The sequence below is a fragment of the Bradyrhizobium agreste genome (assembly GCF_016031625.1).
Lineage (GTDB): Bacteria > Pseudomonadota > Alphaproteobacteria > Rhizobiales > Xanthobacteraceae > Bradyrhizobium > Bradyrhizobium agreste.
On sequence record NZ_JACCHP010000008.1, the window covers coordinates 208,735 to 224,510 of the forward strand.

The following is a 15,776-nucleotide window of genomic DNA, read 5'->3' on the forward strand; positions in this document are numbered from 1 at the left end:
AATCCTATCCCCGCAACCACCGATGCTTGCGATAGCAAGCCATCCAGAGCCCCGGCCTCCGAGAGGAAGTCGGGGTTCTTCTTGCTCGCCGCAAATCGCAGCGTTCGAGTCTGCCAAGCAGCGCTTCTTCGGCCATCTGCTCACCAGCATGAAGACGCCAACCCTGGTCCGCTCCATCGAGCGGGACCTGGCTGATGGCCATGCCGCGGTGATCCAGATCGTGTCGACCGGCGAGGCGCTGATGGAACGGCGGCTTGCCGAGATTCCACCCGAGGAATGGAATGACGTGCGCGTGGACATCCGCCGCGCGAGTACGTGCTCGACTATCTCGCCCATTCCTTCCCGGTGCAGCTCTATGAGCCTTTCACCGACGCTGAGGGCAATCTCTCGTCCCGGCCCGTCTTCCGCGACGGCCAGCCGGTCGAGAGCCGCGAGGCGGTTGCCCGCCGCAATGAGCTGATCGAGCACCTCACGTCGCTTCCGCCCGTTCCCGGCGCGCTCGACCAGATCGTGCAGGGTTTCGGCACGGACCTCGTGGCGGAAGTAACGGGACGTTCGCGGCGCGTGGTGCGCCGGGCTGACCGCCTTGCCGTCGAGAACCGCTCGGCCTCCGCCAATCTCGCAGAGACCGCCGCCTTCATGGATGACTTGAAGCGCGTGCTTGTCTTTTCGGAGGCCGGCGGCACAGCTACCACGCCGAACTCTCGGCGCGGAATCGCCGGCTTCGCGTCCATTATCTGCTCGAGCCGGGCTGGAAGGCCGATGCCGCGATCCAGGGCCTCGGTCGAACGAACCGCACCAACCAGGCGCAGCCGCCGCTGTTCCGCCCCATCGCGACCGATGTGAAGGCGGAGAAGCGCTTGCTCTCGACCATTGCCCGCCGGCTAGACACGCTGGGTGCCATCACGCGCGGCCAGCGCCAGACCGGCGGCCAGGGCCTGTTCCGGCCAGAGGACAATCTTGAGAGCCACTACGCCCGAGATGCGCTCCGCCAGCTCTATCTGCTGCTCGTCCGAGGCAAGGTCGAAGGCTGCTCGCTCCAGATCTTCGAAGACGCCACGGGCCTGAAGCTCATGGACGCGAACGGCATCAAGGACGAGTTGCCGCCGATCACGACGTTCCTGAACCGCCTGCTCGCGCTCACCATCGACCTGCAAGGTTTGCTGTTTACGGCCTTCGAGCAGTTGCTGAACGCCAAGGTCGAGGGTGCTATCGCCAGCGGCGTCTACGACATCGGCCTTGAGACATTGCAGGCCGATAGCTTCGCCGTCACCGATCGGCGCACGATCTACATGCACCCCGCGACCGGCGCGGAAACTCGGCTGCTCACGATCACCGAACGCCGGCGCAATCGCCCCATGACGCTGCATCAAGCGCTCGATTATCTCGCCGATTCTCGGGCGGTGCTCCTGCTCAACGAGCGCTCGGGGCGCGCCGCGGTACAGATTCCGGCGCCAAGCCTCATGCTCGATGACGGTGAGATCGAACGCCGCGTGCGGCTGATCCGCCCCATGGAGCACCATCATGCTTCGCTGAAGATGATGGACGAGAGCCACTGGCAGCCTGCTGATCGCGAGACGTTCGCCGCATCCTGGAACGCCGAAGTTGTCGACGTCCCCGAGTTCGCAGATAGCACTCTCCACATCGTCGCTGGCTTGCTGTTGCCGATTTGGAAACGGCTGCCGAACGAGTCGACCCGCGTCTATCGGCTCCAGACCGACGAGGGCGAGCGCATCATCGGTCGCAGGGTCTCGCCAGCCTGGGCGGCAAACGCTTGCGCGACCACTACCACCAGCCTGACCCCATACGAAGCTTTCTCGGCGCTGATGGAGGGGCGCACCGTCCTCGACCTCGCCGAGGACCTGCAGCTTCGTCGTGTCCGCGTGATGGGCGCCCATCGCATCGAGCTGTCCGGCTTCACCGATGCGATGCGTGACCGGCTGCGGCCTACGGCCTCTTCAGCGAGATCATCTCGTGGAAGCTGCGCATGTTCGTGCCATCAGATGCGACTGGTGCCGCGGTGTTGGCAAAGGTGCTCGACCACTATCCGGTCGCGCGCGTCAGTGAGCGGGAGGCCGCCTGATGGCCCGCGACAGCGCCTCTGAACTGGCCCGCCGTCTCGCGCGTGACGCCGAGGCGGTGTGCCGCCATTACCTGTCCAACGGGCGGCGCCAGGGCCGCTACTGGATGGTGGGCGACGTCCGCAATACGCCGGGGCGCTCGATGTTCGTCCGGCTCAGCGGACCGGAATGCGGACCCGGAGCCGCCGGACATTGGCGAGATGCCGCCTCGGCCGAACATGGCGATCTCCTCGACGTGATTCGTGAGAGCTGCGGTTTCACCAGGTTTCGCGATGTCGCCAATGAGGCACGACGCTTTCTGAGCCTGCCGCGTCCAGAACTGCAGCCAAAGCCAAGTCGCCCTCGGTCAAGACAATCGCCCGCACCGCTCGGATCACCGGAGGCAGCGCGGCGGCTCTTCGGCATGTCGCGGCCGATCGCAGGCACACTCGTAGAGGCGTATCTCCGCAAGCGCGGCATTACGGCTTTGCACGAAACCGGATGTCTGCGTTTTCACCCGCGTTGCTACTACCGGCGATGACCACAGCCCGACCGAGACCTGGCCGGCGATGATCGCCGCCGTCACCGATCTCTCCGGTCACCTGACCGGCGCGCATCGCGCCTGGCTTGACCCCGGAGGCTTCAGCGAGACGACGCTCGGCAAAGCGCTGATCGACACGCCGAAGCGGGCGATGGGCGACCTGCTTGGTCACGCCGTTCGATTTGGCGTAGCCGGCGAAGTGATGGCGGCCGGCGAGGGCATCGAGACGATGCTGTCGCTCCGCTGTGCCTTGCCGACCATGCCGATGATCGCAGCCCTCTCGGCGGCGCATCTTTCTGCCATCCTTTTCCCGGAGACGCTTCGCCGGCTCTACAGCGCTCGCGACGACGATCCTGCCGGTGACAGGGCCATGGCGACGTTGATCGATCGGGCGCAGGAGGCCGGTATCGAAGCAATCGTGATCTCGCCACGGCTTGGCGGCTTCAACGAGGATCTTCGCCTGCTCGGATTTGACGCCCTTCAGGCCGCGAGCCGTGTGCAGATCGCGGCGCAGGACGTCGCGCGCTTTATGGAGCTGGCCGCATAGCCGGAACGGGAGGGTGACGGGCCGCATCGTTATCGCGAGGGCCGGTGATCGTGCTTCCTCACAGCGTCGGAGAGGACCGCCCCACGGCCTTCTTCAGAGGGCGATCGGGCGGCAGGCGGCCCGGACCGGCAACCTCGTGGGCCCACTATTTTCTGTCGGCGGCAGAGCCGCCTTTACATCGCGAGGCAAAATAGTCGGCCCCCTTCGGTCCTCCGCTCCGCTTCGGCCCTTCGCTGCGCTGCGGGTGCAAGTCCGTTCCGCCTGCCGCTTTCGTCGCCTTGAAGGCCGCGATGGGCGCGGTCGATCCGGCGAGGAAAGCCGCAATGACTATCGACCGCGACAACGATTTCGAGCTGCACCACAGCTCATCCCCGACCGACCAGGTCCTTCCAGGAACTCCAGCTCTATGGCTACCGTGCCTTTCAGGACGAGCCTGATCCGAGGCCGCTCCCCGAAGCGCACATCCTCGCCGGCAGCGTCGCCGACATCTTCGAGGCCTTGGTGGTGGCGCTGTCCAATACCCGTCTCGAGCCCGACCTTGAAGACCTGCTCTGGTCGACCGTGAACGTCTTCCATCGTGCCATCGACAGGATCGAGCGCGAGCTCGATGATAACGAGCTGGCGCAGCAACGGTCGCAACGGGAGCAGGACGGCAGCGAGATCAAATCCGTCGAGCTGGAGCGACTGACGGCGGAAGGGCAGACGCTGATCGAGCGACGAGGCGCCTTCGAGCTGATGCGCGACCAGGCCGCCGACGAATTCGAACGCCACACCCACTCTGCCTGGCGGCCACGCAACGGATCGAAGGTCAACCACCGCAATCTGACCTCAGCGATGATCGATAGTCGCGATTTCCTGGCCGCGAAGAAGCGCGCCGACAACGAGGTGCTCATGCCGCCCGGCCCGAAAGTCGCTCTGACCGGCGGTCTTGACTTCAACGATCACCGGTTGATCTGGGCCAAACTTGACCAGGTGCACGCCAAGCATCCGGACATGGTGCTGCTGCACGGTGGCAGCCCGAAAGGCGCCGAGTTGATCGCCGCCAAGTGGGCCGACAGCCGCAAGGTCCCGCAGATCGCCTTTAAGCCCGATTGGACAAAGCATGCCAAGGCCGCTCCCTTCAAACGCAACGATGCGATGCTCAACGAGTTGCCGATCGGCGTGATGCATTTCCCGGGCACAGGAATCCAGGACAACCTCGCCGACAAGGCCAAGAAGCTAGGCATCCCGGTCTGGAAATTCGGCGGCGCGTGAGCGCTGCCGTAATTCTAAAGCCCGCAACTTGCTCAATGCCGCTGTTTGTGCGACGGGCTGCGGCCCCCATGGGTGTGCCGCAGCCTGGCACCGGGTTCGCCCGGATCTTCGTTCAGATCACAGTTTCGAGCAAGGTTCCCACTCTCGTCCTTGCGCGCAGCCTTTATTACGTCTCTGACGTCTAGGGCATCTTTGCAACCCGGAGGTCTGCCGTACCTCCTCATCGGTCGCAGCGAGGATTTCCTCGCTCAGCGCTTGGAGCACGCGGGACAGATCGCGACTTGGATGCCAGCGTGTCATCATTTGCTCCAGTTCCGTTAATCGCGCAGCAGGGTGCGTCGCATTCGCCGTCGATCCAGATTATGCACGAATTTTTGATCACGCCACTTCGGCCGGTAGGAAAGTGCGCGGTGTGCCAACCGAAGAGCCATTCCGCCGTGAATCTGTCCGCGCAGTTTTCGGTGGTCTCCAGTATCATCTCCACCACCCCTTCGACATGCCGGTCAGCGGACGTGAGCGCACCTGCCGAGGCGGTAGGCGATGGATGATCGCGCGTGGTCGCGGCCGAGGATCTCGCCTTCAATCTCTTTGACTTTACGACTTTCTCGGTGAGGGTCTCCCCCGGGAGGCGAGCGGCGCACTTATCTGGCGAGGATCGCGAAGCATTTACCTGGTTCAGTTGATGCCAGCGCGCCCCTGCAGACGCCAAGGACGGCCTCTTGGTCGTTTCGCACGAGGGCGAAACGCGTCGCAGCTCCGTTCCAGATGCTTAGCACGCATCGAAAATAAGGTTTGAGACTTCCAATCTCCTTCACAACCTTTATCGCAGGCAAATGCAACCGTTCTTAACTCCGGGACGGCGACAACTCGATCTTTAAGGGATATCATCTCAGACGTCCCGCAGTCGTGGCTTCAAAAGGTGCTGCATCACGCATGAATGCAACACCCAGCCCGATGCCGATGAGGCCAATCAGGATAGATGCCGTAGCCAGGGACGTGATGCCGCTAACCTCTACAATGATGCCGCCAAGAAAAGCACCGATGGCGATCCCTGCGAAGGTGGTCGAGCTGTTGATTGCCAGGACCAGTTTCGACCTATCTCCGGCCAGACCGAGAAGCCGGTGCTGGATCGGGACCAGATACATGTAGCTCACGTTGCCCCAAAGGAAAGCGATGAGCACGGTGAGGGTCCCATGCTGTCCGAACGCAACCAAACCTACGAGCAGAATGAGTTGTGCACCTACGGCCGCGATGAGGACTTTATAGGGTCCAAAACGGTCGGTCAGAACGCCGCACGCAGCGTTTCCGGTCACGGCTCCGAAACCGTAGGCAAAGAGCGCGGCCGAGAGCAGCGGCACTCCGACAAACAGAGAACCAATGATGAAGACGCTCACATAGGAATAAACGATGAACTCGGAAACGACGATGAACAGCGTCACGGAAAGGAGACCGTAGATGGTCTTGGAGAAGCGTTTTGAGACAGGGCCGTTTTCGCGCTCCGGCGCCTTGTCAGGTATTCCAGACATCATTGGGGCGAAGATTATCAATGCGAGAAGTCCAGCAATGACGACGAAACCGAATGAGAAGCGCCAGCCGATAGCATCAGCGATCCAGCTTGTGGCGGGAACGCCCGCAACCTGGCATCATGGCGATTCCACGTTCCTTCTTGTAGCGTGCGACCTCAGCGCAGACGGAGAGTCTTTGGCTAATTATCTCAACCAGTTGGTGGTCCAGCTTGTTGATAAGGTCCCGAAATGGCAGAAGACCGGCGTTGGGGCTCGAGGTGACCGTCATGTATGACTCCTGTCTATTCCCATTCCAAGTCGCAGGCCCGCGGCTAGATGCTTTGCGCAGGCCGACAACGTGTCGAGGGGTAGCCGCCCTCCTGTATGATGCAGATCGGCTTGGCCAGTAGCAGCCAAGGCCAGACCGATTTCTCGGTAGATTTCCGGCGGAAGCGTCCAACCGCCATGCGGATCTCCGACGACGATATCGAAGCCCATACTGACAACGAGTACATCCAGCCTGGTGGCCCAATCGGATTGCAGAATCCCAAAAAGCGCCGACATGTAATCTGCCGGACTAGGGGCGGCCGGAAATTCCACATACTTGTGACTGTCGAGTGCTGGTCGAAGTTGCGCGATCCGGGCCTGCAGGCTGGCGAAGGCGATATCTGGATGTGCGCTCAGCACATCGCTAGTTCCATTGGCCGCGTGGAAATCGGGGTCAAGGATCGCCAGCTTCCGGAGGCACGATTCGCGCAGGCGCAGCGCCGCGACGCCGACGTTATTCAGGAAACAATACCCACCCATGAAGCTATGCCCAGCATGGTGACCGGGCGGCCGACATAGTGCGTAACTTACTGGGCTTCGCTTTGAGGCAATTGTGGTCGCGGCTGCGAAGGCTGTAGCGGCGGACAAAAGCGCACGCTGATAGCTTCCTGTGTCGACGGATGTGTTCTGCGGCACACCGGGCGCGGCATATCTTCTGGCAAGCTCGGTGATTTCCGGCTCTTGTGGATGTGGCCCTAGCCGGAGTGCATCAAGGTAGTCCGGATCATGAAGGGTTCTGAGGACTGACAACACCTTGTCTGGGGCGTTTTCAGAGAGCGAGATAAACTGCACGCCAGGTGAGCTCTCCAATCCGGTCCGAATCTCGTTGAGACGATCCTCGACTTCTCTTGAGGGTTTGATAGTTCCCGCCGCATTAGCAATAAGGCCCCCAAGGCTGGATGAGGCTGGTGTCACGTGAACCGTTAGCCAGGTCACGGAAGCCTCCTTCGTCGCCGCTCTCCAGCCGATGTGAAGCCCATGCTTTCATAAAATGCGACCAGCCTCTCGGGGCCGGGACGGTCGGCCGAGGGAAGAGACACCTCGATCATGGGCCATCCCCGCGCCCGCGCCTCGCGGTCCACCGCAGCCAGAAGCCGTCTGCCATTTTGAGCCGAGCGATAGCGCGAATCAACCCAGAGCTCCTGCAGGATTCCATAGTGGCCTGAAGCCCTGATCGCGGTGACCTGGGAGACGACCGCAATTCCGATCGTTTCGCCTCTCAGCACATTCTCCATGATCAAGGCGAACCCAAGCCGTGAATCCGTCGCCATTTGCCCAGCGACGCTGACTGCCGCTTGCGGATCGAATTGCGGTCCCGGTCCTCGGAGCTCCGTGAGAAGCTTATTGACACATTGTGCGATCGTGTTCCGGTCCTGGAATGTCGCGAGGCGGACACGATGCGCGGAATCGGGTACAACCTCCTCGCCAGCACCGTGATCCGCTCCATGGATCTCGACGCTATGATCCGGGTCGCCTGTCACGGCCTCGACAATCGCACGGATCGGCTGACGTGCCTTGAGGAGAATCTCTTCGAACTCGGCCTCGGGGTCGGACAACGCAACGATGGCCCCGCCGCAGCCGATGCTCAGGTGGCCCCCCCGGCAGATGATCGTCCGAATGACGATATTCAGGTCTAGCTCGCCGCACACAGACAGATAGCCGATCGCGCCCGAATAGATTCCTCTCGGCGCCTCCTCCAGTTCATCGATAATCTTAAGGGTACGGATCTTAGGTGCGCCCGTCATCGACCCGCCCGGAAAGCTCGCAGAAATACAGCGGATGACATCGTCGGGTGACGACAATTCGCCACGGATGGTGCTGACCAGTTGGTGCACGGTCTTGTAGCTTTCGATGTGCATGAGGCTTGGCACATGAATACTTCCGATGCGGCAGACGCGACCAAGATCGTTCCTCATGAGGTCCACGATCATGAGATTTTCGGCCCGGCTCTTCTCGTCCAAGCGCAATTCTTCAGCGATCCGCTCATCTTCGTCCGGGACTTCGTGTCGAGGCGCGGTGCCCTTGATAGGCTTGGTCTCGACAACGAGGTTGCGATCGATCCGCAGGAATCTTTCCGGGGAAGAGCTGGCAACGCAAATATCTCCAAGTCTGAGGAAAGCGGAGTATGGGGCCGGATTTCTCCTCCTTAGGATCCGATAAAGGTTGAGCGGGTCGATCCCTGTTTTGACGGTGATCTCGTTGGTCAAACAGATCTCGTAGGTCTCGCCGGCTCGGATTTTGGAAAGGCATGTTTCGATGTTTTCCAAGTATCGGACGCGTCCCTGACGAAGCTTGAACTGAATTGGACCCCGATTTGCGTGGAGGGAGGACGGGCAGACGCTAGCGGCAGGTTCAATGCCTTGGATCTCCCGCTCGGTCTTGCTGACCCAAAGGGCAGCATCATCGGACAATGCGGTCTCGGTGTCGGGATAGAGCGCAACGATGTGGATACGGCCATTCTCATGATCAAAGGCGAGGAATCTTGTGCAGAAGATGAAGACTGCATCCGGATATTTCGATTGTCGTGAGCTGACGCCGCAGGTGAGCGATTTCAGTTCATAGCCGAAATAGCCCACGTGGCCACCTTTGAAGGGAATGCCTCGCACATCAGCCTGATCTTTCAGCTTGTGCGCGGCACGTCTAACGGCGAGAAATTCGAAAATCGATTTGCAGATGATCATTGGTGATGCCTCGCCGTCGCGAGTGATCCCAATTTCCTGGCGAGATGCATCGTAGCATGCCAGATAGCTGCCCGGCCCGCCAAGCCCTCCCATGAAGGACCACCGCGACACGCCGGGCACCAGCATGCTGCTGTCCAGCCAGAAAGCAGGCTGCGCACCACCAAAGAGACGCACGAAAACATCCTCAGCGCTTGCCGTGCATGAGGTCGTTGAACTTCTCGCCCTATACGTCACCGTCTTAGAGAGAAGATTGCTGGCGCGCGGGACGTCCTCCATTTCAGGCCCCCGCCATTGCTCTGAGCGGGGATGGGGCCGCGGACGAGGCGCACAGATCAGAGAGGAAGTTGGCAAAAAGTTCTCGTCCATATTGGGAGCAGATGGATTCCGGGTGAAACTGCACACCGTAGTGAGGCGCTTGCCGATGGCGTAGCCCCATAATGACGCCATCCTCACACATAGCAGTACATTCAAGGCATTCCGGAAGATCACTTGTCACTGCCAGAGAATGGTATCTGGTCACATTGAAAGAGCGCGGCAGCCCTTCGAATAGGCCCGTCCCGGAGGTTGTGATGCTGCGGATCCGGCCATGGAGCGGCTCTGGTGCGCGGGCAACGGATGCACCATGAAAATAGGCAATGCATTGATGTCCCAAGCACACGCCCAAGACCGGAACGGCGCTCCCGGCCAAAACATCCATCGTCGAGCCGACATCCTCGGAATTTTGAGGACTTCCTGGGCCGGGTGAGAGAATGATCCGGTCATGAGGTATTTTGCGGATTTCGCTCCATGGCACTGTGTTATCCAAGACAATGACTTCCCTGCCATTCACCTCGCCGACCATTTGAGCAATGTTGAATGTAAAGGAGTCGAAATTGTCGATCAGGATCACCGATCTCCCAAAGCCTCTCTCGTTTGCTGGCATCTTCATTTCCTGCTGCGCGCGGCTAATCCCATCCAAAGGAGAACTCCGCTGCGGTGAACGGCAGCGGCATGACCCAGCGTCGCCGTAGATGCGTGCTTCTCTGATCGGCCACGGCTCGAGAAGCCGCAGGGCGTTACTCTGCTGGATCCGACCTGAGCATGCTGTCTTTCTGCCGCTGACGTCAGCTCATTATGTCCATTGCGAGAGCCGACTTTGGTCGCTGCGAGATTCTTTTACCTGAGCTTGATCAGCCCAGCATTCGTTATCCGATTGTCTCCTATCTCTCATCTCGATCAATCACCAGCGCTGGCAGTTGACGGGGGGCGCAAAGCTAGCGGGCTAAGATCCCGCCATATTGAAGAGGCTGCCATCGGCGCCCTCATCGTCTGAAGGCCAAGTAGATCGCGTTCGGCACGAATGTCGGCGGAGAGTTCTTCTCGCTCGCCAGCTGCGGCAAGCGCAGCACGTTCGGAAGCCACCGCTTGTCGTCCCGCAACCGCTCGGCGGCTTCCGCCATCGCGGGCTTCTTCAAGTAGACGAGTTGCGCGACCGACACGCCTACGCGGACGGCATCGACGATAACCGCCGTATCACCGATCCAAGGTAGTTTGCCCTGTCGGCTGCCCAGTGCGCCGCCATCTCCAGCGAGACCTCCTCGGAGAGCGCCGCGGCGCGCGTACGCGTCCGGTGACTTTCAATTACCCACAAATGCTCGATTCGACCGTGATGGTCCGATCGAAAAATCTTGAACCAGATGAATCGCTTGTGATTCGTTGTCGGGCACCTAAATCGCGACGGCGAGGTGCCATGATCAGTTCAAGCGGAACCACGTGTCGTTGCTCGGCCAACCCGGATGATGGTGATGAAAGTCCGTCGAGCATCGCAACGACGTTCCAGCCGAGAGCCCCGCAGCCCTGGCAACCGGACTCCTGTTCGGCGGAAACCTCCCGCTACCTCGACGCTGCTTCTTGATCCGGCCGCAGGCCTGACGCCATCAACCCACAAGGGGTCGGCTTACGCTGAAGCGTGCCGCCGCTTCGTCTTCGCTGCGCGGTGATTGCGGCCCACGCGCGGATTCATCGGGCGCCTGTCGCGCGGGGATGGTCCCGCCTCAGACAGGAGCCGGACCGATGTCTCAAAGCCTTGCCTTCGCCAACGCATGGAACCTCGCCACTACCCTCATGGTCTACGTGGTTGTCTTCACCGGCATGGTCGGATACGGCGTCATGCCGGCCACCGAACACGACGGCGATCCAGCCGATGCCATCCACGAATTCGATCCCTTTCCAATGAGGAAGGCACGCTTCAGATCGCTGGCCGGTGAGCGGAGGTTCCTTCGGATTTCTGCTCCACGTTGCTGCGATTTATGGCTATGCTGTCGGTTGCGCCGTGGTGGTGATGGAAGGCGCGACCGTCAGACCTTTATCTCACGGAGACCACCACCATGATCATCTTTGGACCACTGCTTGTTGTTGTTGGCGTCGGCTTTTTCTGCTGGCTGCTGTTCACGCTCGCTGTCCTCGCACTGCCCCTCTTCGTTGGCCTGACGATCGGCATCTGGGCCTTCCACACCGGCGCCGGAGTACTCGGCGGCACCGCGGCAGGGCTCGTGGCAGGCGGTGCAACCATTTGCATTGGGGCGACTCGCGCTCGCCTTCGTGCCATGGCCTTGGCTTAGACTCCTGATCATCCTCCTCTATGTCGCGCCCGCCACCGTCGCCGGTTACAGCGCCACGCACGGAATTGCCCAGATGGCGATGTCTTCAACCCTGTGGCAGACGGTTTTCCCCGGCCGTCGGGACCGGGGCCGCTAGCATCACGGCCTTGGTCCGCTTCACCAAAATGGCCGCAGACGGACCAAAGACAGCCCTTGGCGGGGGGCGGGTGAGATCGGTACCGGGGGGCTCGGCAATGATCGGCATGGGCAGTAGTTCTTGCGGTACTTGACCCAGCCAAGCGCGCCCGGTTGGCAAAACAGGACGAGACGACGCGCCGTCTGATGACGGTCCCGGGTGTTGGCGTCGTCTCGACGTAACCAATCTGGTGAAACTGACGCCAACGGCAAGATATCCCGATGGGGCGATCGGCTTCTCCGGACTTACCTGTTCGAGGCCGCAACCGTTCTGCTGTACCGAACCAAGAAATGGTCTTGCCTCAAGGCTTGGGGCATGAAGCTCGCAAAGCGGATTGGCATGAGGAAGGCAAAGGTAGCCATTGCCCGGAAGATCGCCGTAATCCTGCACTGCATCTGGGTCGACGGCACATCGTTCGACTGGGGGCAAGCGAAGGAGGCCTAATCTTATTTTGCAAGTTCCTGGTCCGGTCCGACCGGACTGGCGATGTCCCGCTGGGACGGTGGTCGTGGTGACCTCGGTCAATCGGCTGGTGGCGGTTCGTCCGCACTCCGCTGCAAACGTTGAGGCGCCCGATCCGGACATCATCATGAGGCGCTCGCGACCTCGGAAAGGACCATGACCCCAGCTACGACATCAACCCAATAACGCTGAAGCCGGCAACGACATCGACTACCGGATGCCGCTAGGAGATCGTCTCGCAATCCGCGATCGCTCCGTCTCCACAACCCCGACCAGCTCCGACGGAGCAATCGCTACCGGCGTGCCCCTGGAGAGAAAGAATGGCAGCTTGACAACAACCCGCAATTAAAGGGCCGATTGACAGGAGGAAATACTCAGTGGCAGGTCACGCGCAATAGACCAACACGCCGCGCACGCCATCGATCGCATTTCGCCCAACGTGATTTTTTGCGGTGCGTCATAACTGACGATCGCGCCGATCGGACACAGTGTGAAGCCGCTAGCGATCGGGTGAGCAGGACCGCAAAAGCGCAATGGCTTGGTCAATCCACTTCGTCTGCGCTTTGGCGGAGGTGGTCGTTAAGTTTGATCAGGTGAGGTAAGGGGTTTCGTCACCCGAACTGACGGGCGACTTCGGCGGGATTTCAAGAGGTTTACGTTTCAGCATAGACAAAAGATAGGTAATGTGCGCCGGAAACCCGAGTCGGTCAAAAAGGAATATTCCCGTGCCAGAGATACTCCATTACCAATCTACGTTGAGTTGCGCTAAAAGCTGCCTTGAGTAGCGAATTGCTAACAAGACGCAGGACGCAAATACCAAGAGCGATCTTACTGCCGCCGCTAGGGCGTTGGGCGTCGCCGAAGATCGCATCGCAGCTCTAGAAGCCGTCATTAATGCGCTCGTGAAGAAAATTGGTCTCCAGCGTTCTGATATTGGATATCGCACCAGTGAGAAATTCTCAGAGACATTTGTGAAAGAGCTTCTTCGCTAGGCTTACCAGGGGATAACGCACTTGCGTTTTCAGGGGAATTCACATGCACCGCAAAGCTACTGATGACCTGTTAGCCATAGTGCGCAATGGCGGAAGCCTGATCATGAACGGAAGTACTCGCCCGACCGATCAATTGGTCCAGATTGTTCGCAACGCTCGCTCCGACAGCCAAATCATCCTAACGAATATGGCAGATAGGCCGACGGGTGAGCTTCTTCAGATTGTTCGCAACGGAAGCGGGAGGGTCATTATATCCTAAGCTCTGGTGCTGGCACAGTTCGCGCCTCAGTCGAGCTTTAAGCGCCCCTTGAGCTGTGCAAGCTCGTCTTTCTGCCGTTGCGCGATTTCTTCTTGCTCCTGTCGTCTTCGGGTCTGCTCGTTCGCGTATGCACCGTAGGCTTGGTTTGTCTCAGCGATAATCTTCTTGAGCTCAGGGAGGTGGTCCTCCTCGAGTTCGTTCGGCATGCATACGATCTCCAAGGTGCGACCCGACACGGACGCACGCCGCTTCATCATGTAAATGTGTTGGCTCCAGGCATTGTTGAAATACTCCGCCCACTCGGACGGAGCGCTCTGCGACAACTTGAGCACGATCCGAACCAGTGCTCCTTGGCCCGATGGCCCTGTTGCCGCTTCGTCCAATTCAACGATTTTGATATCGGTCCAGTTGCTCGCCATTGCCTACCACCCCTAAAGTGAATTAGCGCGGCGAACCTAAGCGCCGAGACGGCAGAAGGAAAGCGGGCAATTTGTCGGAATGAGCGTGTGACCGAATGTCGGAAATGACGTTCGGGATGGCGCTAAGTGATTGATTTTATGGTGAGCGCGCCGGGGCTCAAACCCAGGACCCCGTAATTGAAAGAAAAGTGCTCTTGGCATTTCCGTGAATGAAATCAATAGTTGCGGTTTACAATCTAATCTCGCTTTGAACTCCAACGGGCTCTAAAAGAGAAGGTTTGTAAACCGCTATTCAGCCTTCTTGGCGGGGCCGGGACGTGCACACGGTGGCCCGACCCGCCTCGAGCAGCTTCATCGCCGATCCGGCGAGCCTAATTTCGAGACTTCTCTAGAGTTCGAACGATGGTTGCGCCCAAGAGGCGCTAAAAGCTGGAAGCAAACGCCACCGAGGACGAGCTTGCGGCCGAACGGGCCGTGGCCATGATGACGACCGTGCGCGGATTTACACGTAAGCGCCCCGAGCGTCAGACCTTCCCCGAGCATCCGCCAGCGCCATCCAGTCAGCGGTCACGCGCTTCGGCATCGGTTTGAGGACGAGGACGGACGGCCGGTGCCGCGGCCCTTCTGGCTGAGTTCGACGCGCTTCAAAGCATGTCGAATCGCGGTGTCGGTCAGGCTTGGCATGGCGCTTCTTGTTCCGCAACCGGGATCGGTCGGGGAGAAACGGGGAATCATTTGCCGGGAGCGGCAAGCCGTTTTCTACCTCTTAAACCGCCCCCAATTTGCCAATACCGCCCCCACTACGCAATGCCAAAAATACGCAATTTTCCCAGCGTTTCAGCGTTCTTGTGCGTGATCCGGCGTGATCAAAAGAGGGCTAGTGGGGTTCATCCCAGCTAGCATTTGTTCGCGGACGATTCTGCTGCGTGGCCTGGAGCGGACGCCGCCAGATAGTCCGATGGCCGAACCGTTGACTGACGCTGAGCTGGTAACTCGCGGGGGCGTGGATCGATAGTTCCGCAGATCAAATCAAGCTGCAAGAGAGGGGTTGACTCGTTCGAAACAATAAGTCTAGTTATGCAAGTGACAGGCGAGCCCGACCTCTGTCGATATGCTCAAGCCCGTCCCAGCCAGAGAGGCATTTGTGGAGGAAATTCGGGTCGAACGGCGAGACGGAATTGCGCACGTCGTTCTGAATCGTCCAACGGTAAGGAACGCCGTAACGCTCGCGATGTGGCGCGAGCTTGCTGATATCTTCTCGGACTACGCCACCGATCGTGACGTCCGCGGCGTCATTTTGCGCGGCTCGGACTGGGACTTTTCTGTCGGCGCCGACATCTCCGAATTCGATCGTATCAGAGAAGACCGCCATCAGGCCGCCGCGTACGAAGTTGCGGTCGATTCCTGCTCGGGCGCGATTGCCGCGCTGGGAAAGCCTGTCGTCGCCGCGATCACTGGCTACTGCCTCGGAGGTGGCTGCCACCTTGCGCTCGCCTGCGATTTCCGTTTCGCCGATCGCAATACAACAATTGGTATTCCGTCGGCCAGGCTCTCAATCGTTTACGGTGTCAACAGTGTGCAGCGCCTGCTTGCACTCACCGGTCTGTCGAACGCCAAGAGGATACTTTATTCAGCAGACCGATTCCGAGCTGAACAAGCCATGCGGATGGGCCTGATCGACGAGCTTCACGACGACGTCGTCGGGGCCGCGGAAGAGTTCCTGCAACTCCTCGCCGTCAATGCGCCCCTGTCGATTGCTGGCGCAAAATTCATGCTGAATGGTCTCACCATGGGTAACGGCGCACTGGACCTCGCAACAGCACAGCGGCTCGTGGACGAAGCTTCTGACAGCATTGACTTCAAGGAAGGCCGTGAGGCCTTCGCGCAGAAGAGGCCGCCGCGGTTTCGAGGAGAATAGGTCGGATGAAGAAGGATTGGGATTTGGAGAGGGCCG

General features: G+C 60.0%; 10 protein-coding genes and 5 pseudogenes. 7 read left to right on the top strand and 8 right to left on the bottom strand.

The window, feature by feature from the left end; translation table 11 throughout:
• Positions 1–97: 97 nt before the first annotated feature.
• The 3 pseudogenes from HZZ13_RS14685 to HZZ13_RS14695 form a co-directional block, all read left to right on the top strand.
• Positions 98–2,083 (top strand): annotated as a pseudogene (locus HZZ13_RS14685) (strawberry notch C-terminal domain-containing protein); the annotation flags it as partial.
• Positions 2,083–3,148 (top strand): annotated as a pseudogene (locus HZZ13_RS37825) (DUF7146 domain-containing protein). The pseudogenes HZZ13_RS14685 and HZZ13_RS37825, both read left to right, overlap by 1 nt.
• Before the next feature lie 323 nt (positions 3,149–3,471).
• Positions 3,472–4,402 (top strand): annotated as a pseudogene (locus HZZ13_RS14695) (DUF2493 domain-containing protein).
• Positions 4,403–5,286: 884 nt separating this feature from the next.
• Here the strand turns inward: HZZ13_RS14695 and HZZ13_RS14700 are convergent.
• From HZZ13_RS14700 to HZZ13_RS14725, 6 genes are all read right to left on the bottom strand, one after another.
• Positions 5,287–6,012 carry an MFS transporter gene (locus tag HZZ13_RS14700; protein WP_376707044.1) on the bottom strand — a complete coding sequence of 242 codons (726 nt, stop codon included), beginning with the start codon at positions 6,010–6,012 and terminating at the stop codon, positions 5,287–5,289.
• Positions 6,005–6,196, bottom strand: a complete 192-nt coding sequence (locus HZZ13_RS37640) for a chorismate mutase (RefSeq protein WP_197960277.1) — start codon at positions 6,194–6,196, stop codon at positions 6,005–6,007. Before HZZ13_RS37640 ends, HZZ13_RS14700 begins: the two co-directional genes overlap by 8 nt.
• Positions 6,193–7,170 carry an arginase family protein gene (locus tag HZZ13_RS14710; RefSeq protein WP_197960278.1) on the bottom strand — a complete coding sequence of 326 codons (978 nt, stop codon included), beginning with the start codon at positions 7,168–7,170 and terminating at the stop codon, positions 6,193–6,195. The genes HZZ13_RS37640 and HZZ13_RS14710 overlap by 4 nt, the downstream gene beginning before the upstream one ends.
• Entirely contained in the window at positions 7,167–9,089 is a 1,923-nt protein-coding gene (gene pabB, locus HZZ13_RS14715; RefSeq protein WP_197960279.1) for an aminodeoxychorismate synthase component I, read from the bottom strand. Before pabB ends, HZZ13_RS14710 begins: the two co-directional genes overlap by 4 nt.
• A 103-nt stretch (positions 9,090–9,192) precedes the next feature.
• On the bottom strand, positions 9,193–9,804 hold the full coding sequence (locus HZZ13_RS14720) for an anthranilate synthase component II (RefSeq protein ID WP_197960280.1): 612 nt from the start codon (positions 9,802–9,804) through the stop codon (positions 9,193–9,195).
• A gap of 412 nt (positions 9,805–10,216) precedes the next feature.
• Entirely contained in the window at positions 10,217–10,393 is a 177-nt protein-coding gene (locus tag HZZ13_RS14725; protein ID WP_197960281.1) for a hypothetical protein, read from the bottom strand.
• Between the two features lie 574 nt (positions 10,394–10,967).
• Between HZZ13_RS14725 and HZZ13_RS14730 the strand changes: the two genes are divergently transcribed.
• From HZZ13_RS14730 to HZZ13_RS14740, 3 genes and pseudogenes are all read left to right on the top strand, one after another.
• Positions 10,968–11,285 (top strand): hypothetical protein, encoded by a 318-nt coding sequence (locus tag HZZ13_RS14730; RefSeq protein WP_197960318.1) that lies wholly within the window; start codon positions 10,968–10,970, stop codon positions 11,283–11,285.
• Positions 11,282–11,515 carry a hypothetical protein gene (locus tag HZZ13_RS37370; RefSeq protein ID WP_311972646.1) on the top strand — a complete coding sequence of 78 codons (234 nt, stop codon included), beginning with the start codon at positions 11,282–11,284 and terminating at the stop codon, positions 11,513–11,515. The genes HZZ13_RS14730 and HZZ13_RS37370 overlap by 4 nt, the downstream gene beginning before the upstream one ends.
• 352 nt (positions 11,516–11,867) lie before the next feature.
• Positions 11,868–12,134 (top strand): annotated as a pseudogene (locus HZZ13_RS14740) (transposase); the annotation flags it as partial.
• 1,295 nt (positions 12,135–13,429) lie between these two features.
• Here the strand turns inward: HZZ13_RS14740 and HZZ13_RS14745 are convergent.
• On the bottom strand, positions 13,430–13,822 hold the full coding sequence (locus HZZ13_RS14745; protein WP_197960282.1) for a hypothetical protein: 393 nt from the start codon (positions 13,820–13,822) through the stop codon (positions 13,430–13,432).
• A gap of 508 nt (positions 13,823–14,330) precedes the next feature.
• Positions 14,331–14,506, bottom strand: a pseudogene (locus tag HZZ13_RS37830) (site-specific integrase); the annotation flags it as partial.
• Positions 14,507–14,933: 427 nt separating this feature from the next.
• On the opposite strand from HZZ13_RS37830, the gene HZZ13_RS14750 reads away from it, so the two are divergent.
• The gene (locus tag HZZ13_RS14750; RefSeq protein WP_210349335.1) at positions 14,934–15,740 is read left to right on the top strand and encodes an enoyl-CoA hydratase-related protein; all 807 of its coding nucleotides are present in this window, start codon (positions 14,934–14,936) and stop codon (positions 15,738–15,740) included.
• The last annotated feature ends 36 nt before the right edge of the window (positions 15,741–15,776 follow it).

What these genes read in the sequence shown, in the direction of transcription:
- HZZ13_RS37640 (WP_197960277.1), bottom strand. Translation starts at nt 6,196, where the DNA reads ATGACGGTCACCTCGAGCCCCAACGCCGGTCTTCTGCCATTTCGGGAC.
- HZZ13_RS14730 (WP_197960318.1), top strand. Translation starts at nt 10,968, where the DNA reads ATGTCTCAAAGCCTTGCCTTCGCCAACGCATGGAACCTCGCCACTACC.
- HZZ13_RS37370 (WP_311972646.1), top strand. Translation starts at nt 11,282, where the DNA reads ATGATCATCTTTGGACCACTGCTTGTTGTTGTTGGCGTCGGCTTTTTC.
- HZZ13_RS14745 (WP_197960282.1), bottom strand. Translation starts at nt 13,822, where the DNA reads ATGGCGAGCAACTGGACCGATATCAAAATCGTTGAATTGGACGAAGCG.
- HZZ13_RS14750 (WP_210349335.1), top strand. Translation starts at nt 14,934, where the DNA reads ATGCTCAAGCCCGTCCCAGCCAGAGAGGCATTTGTGGAGGAAATTCGG.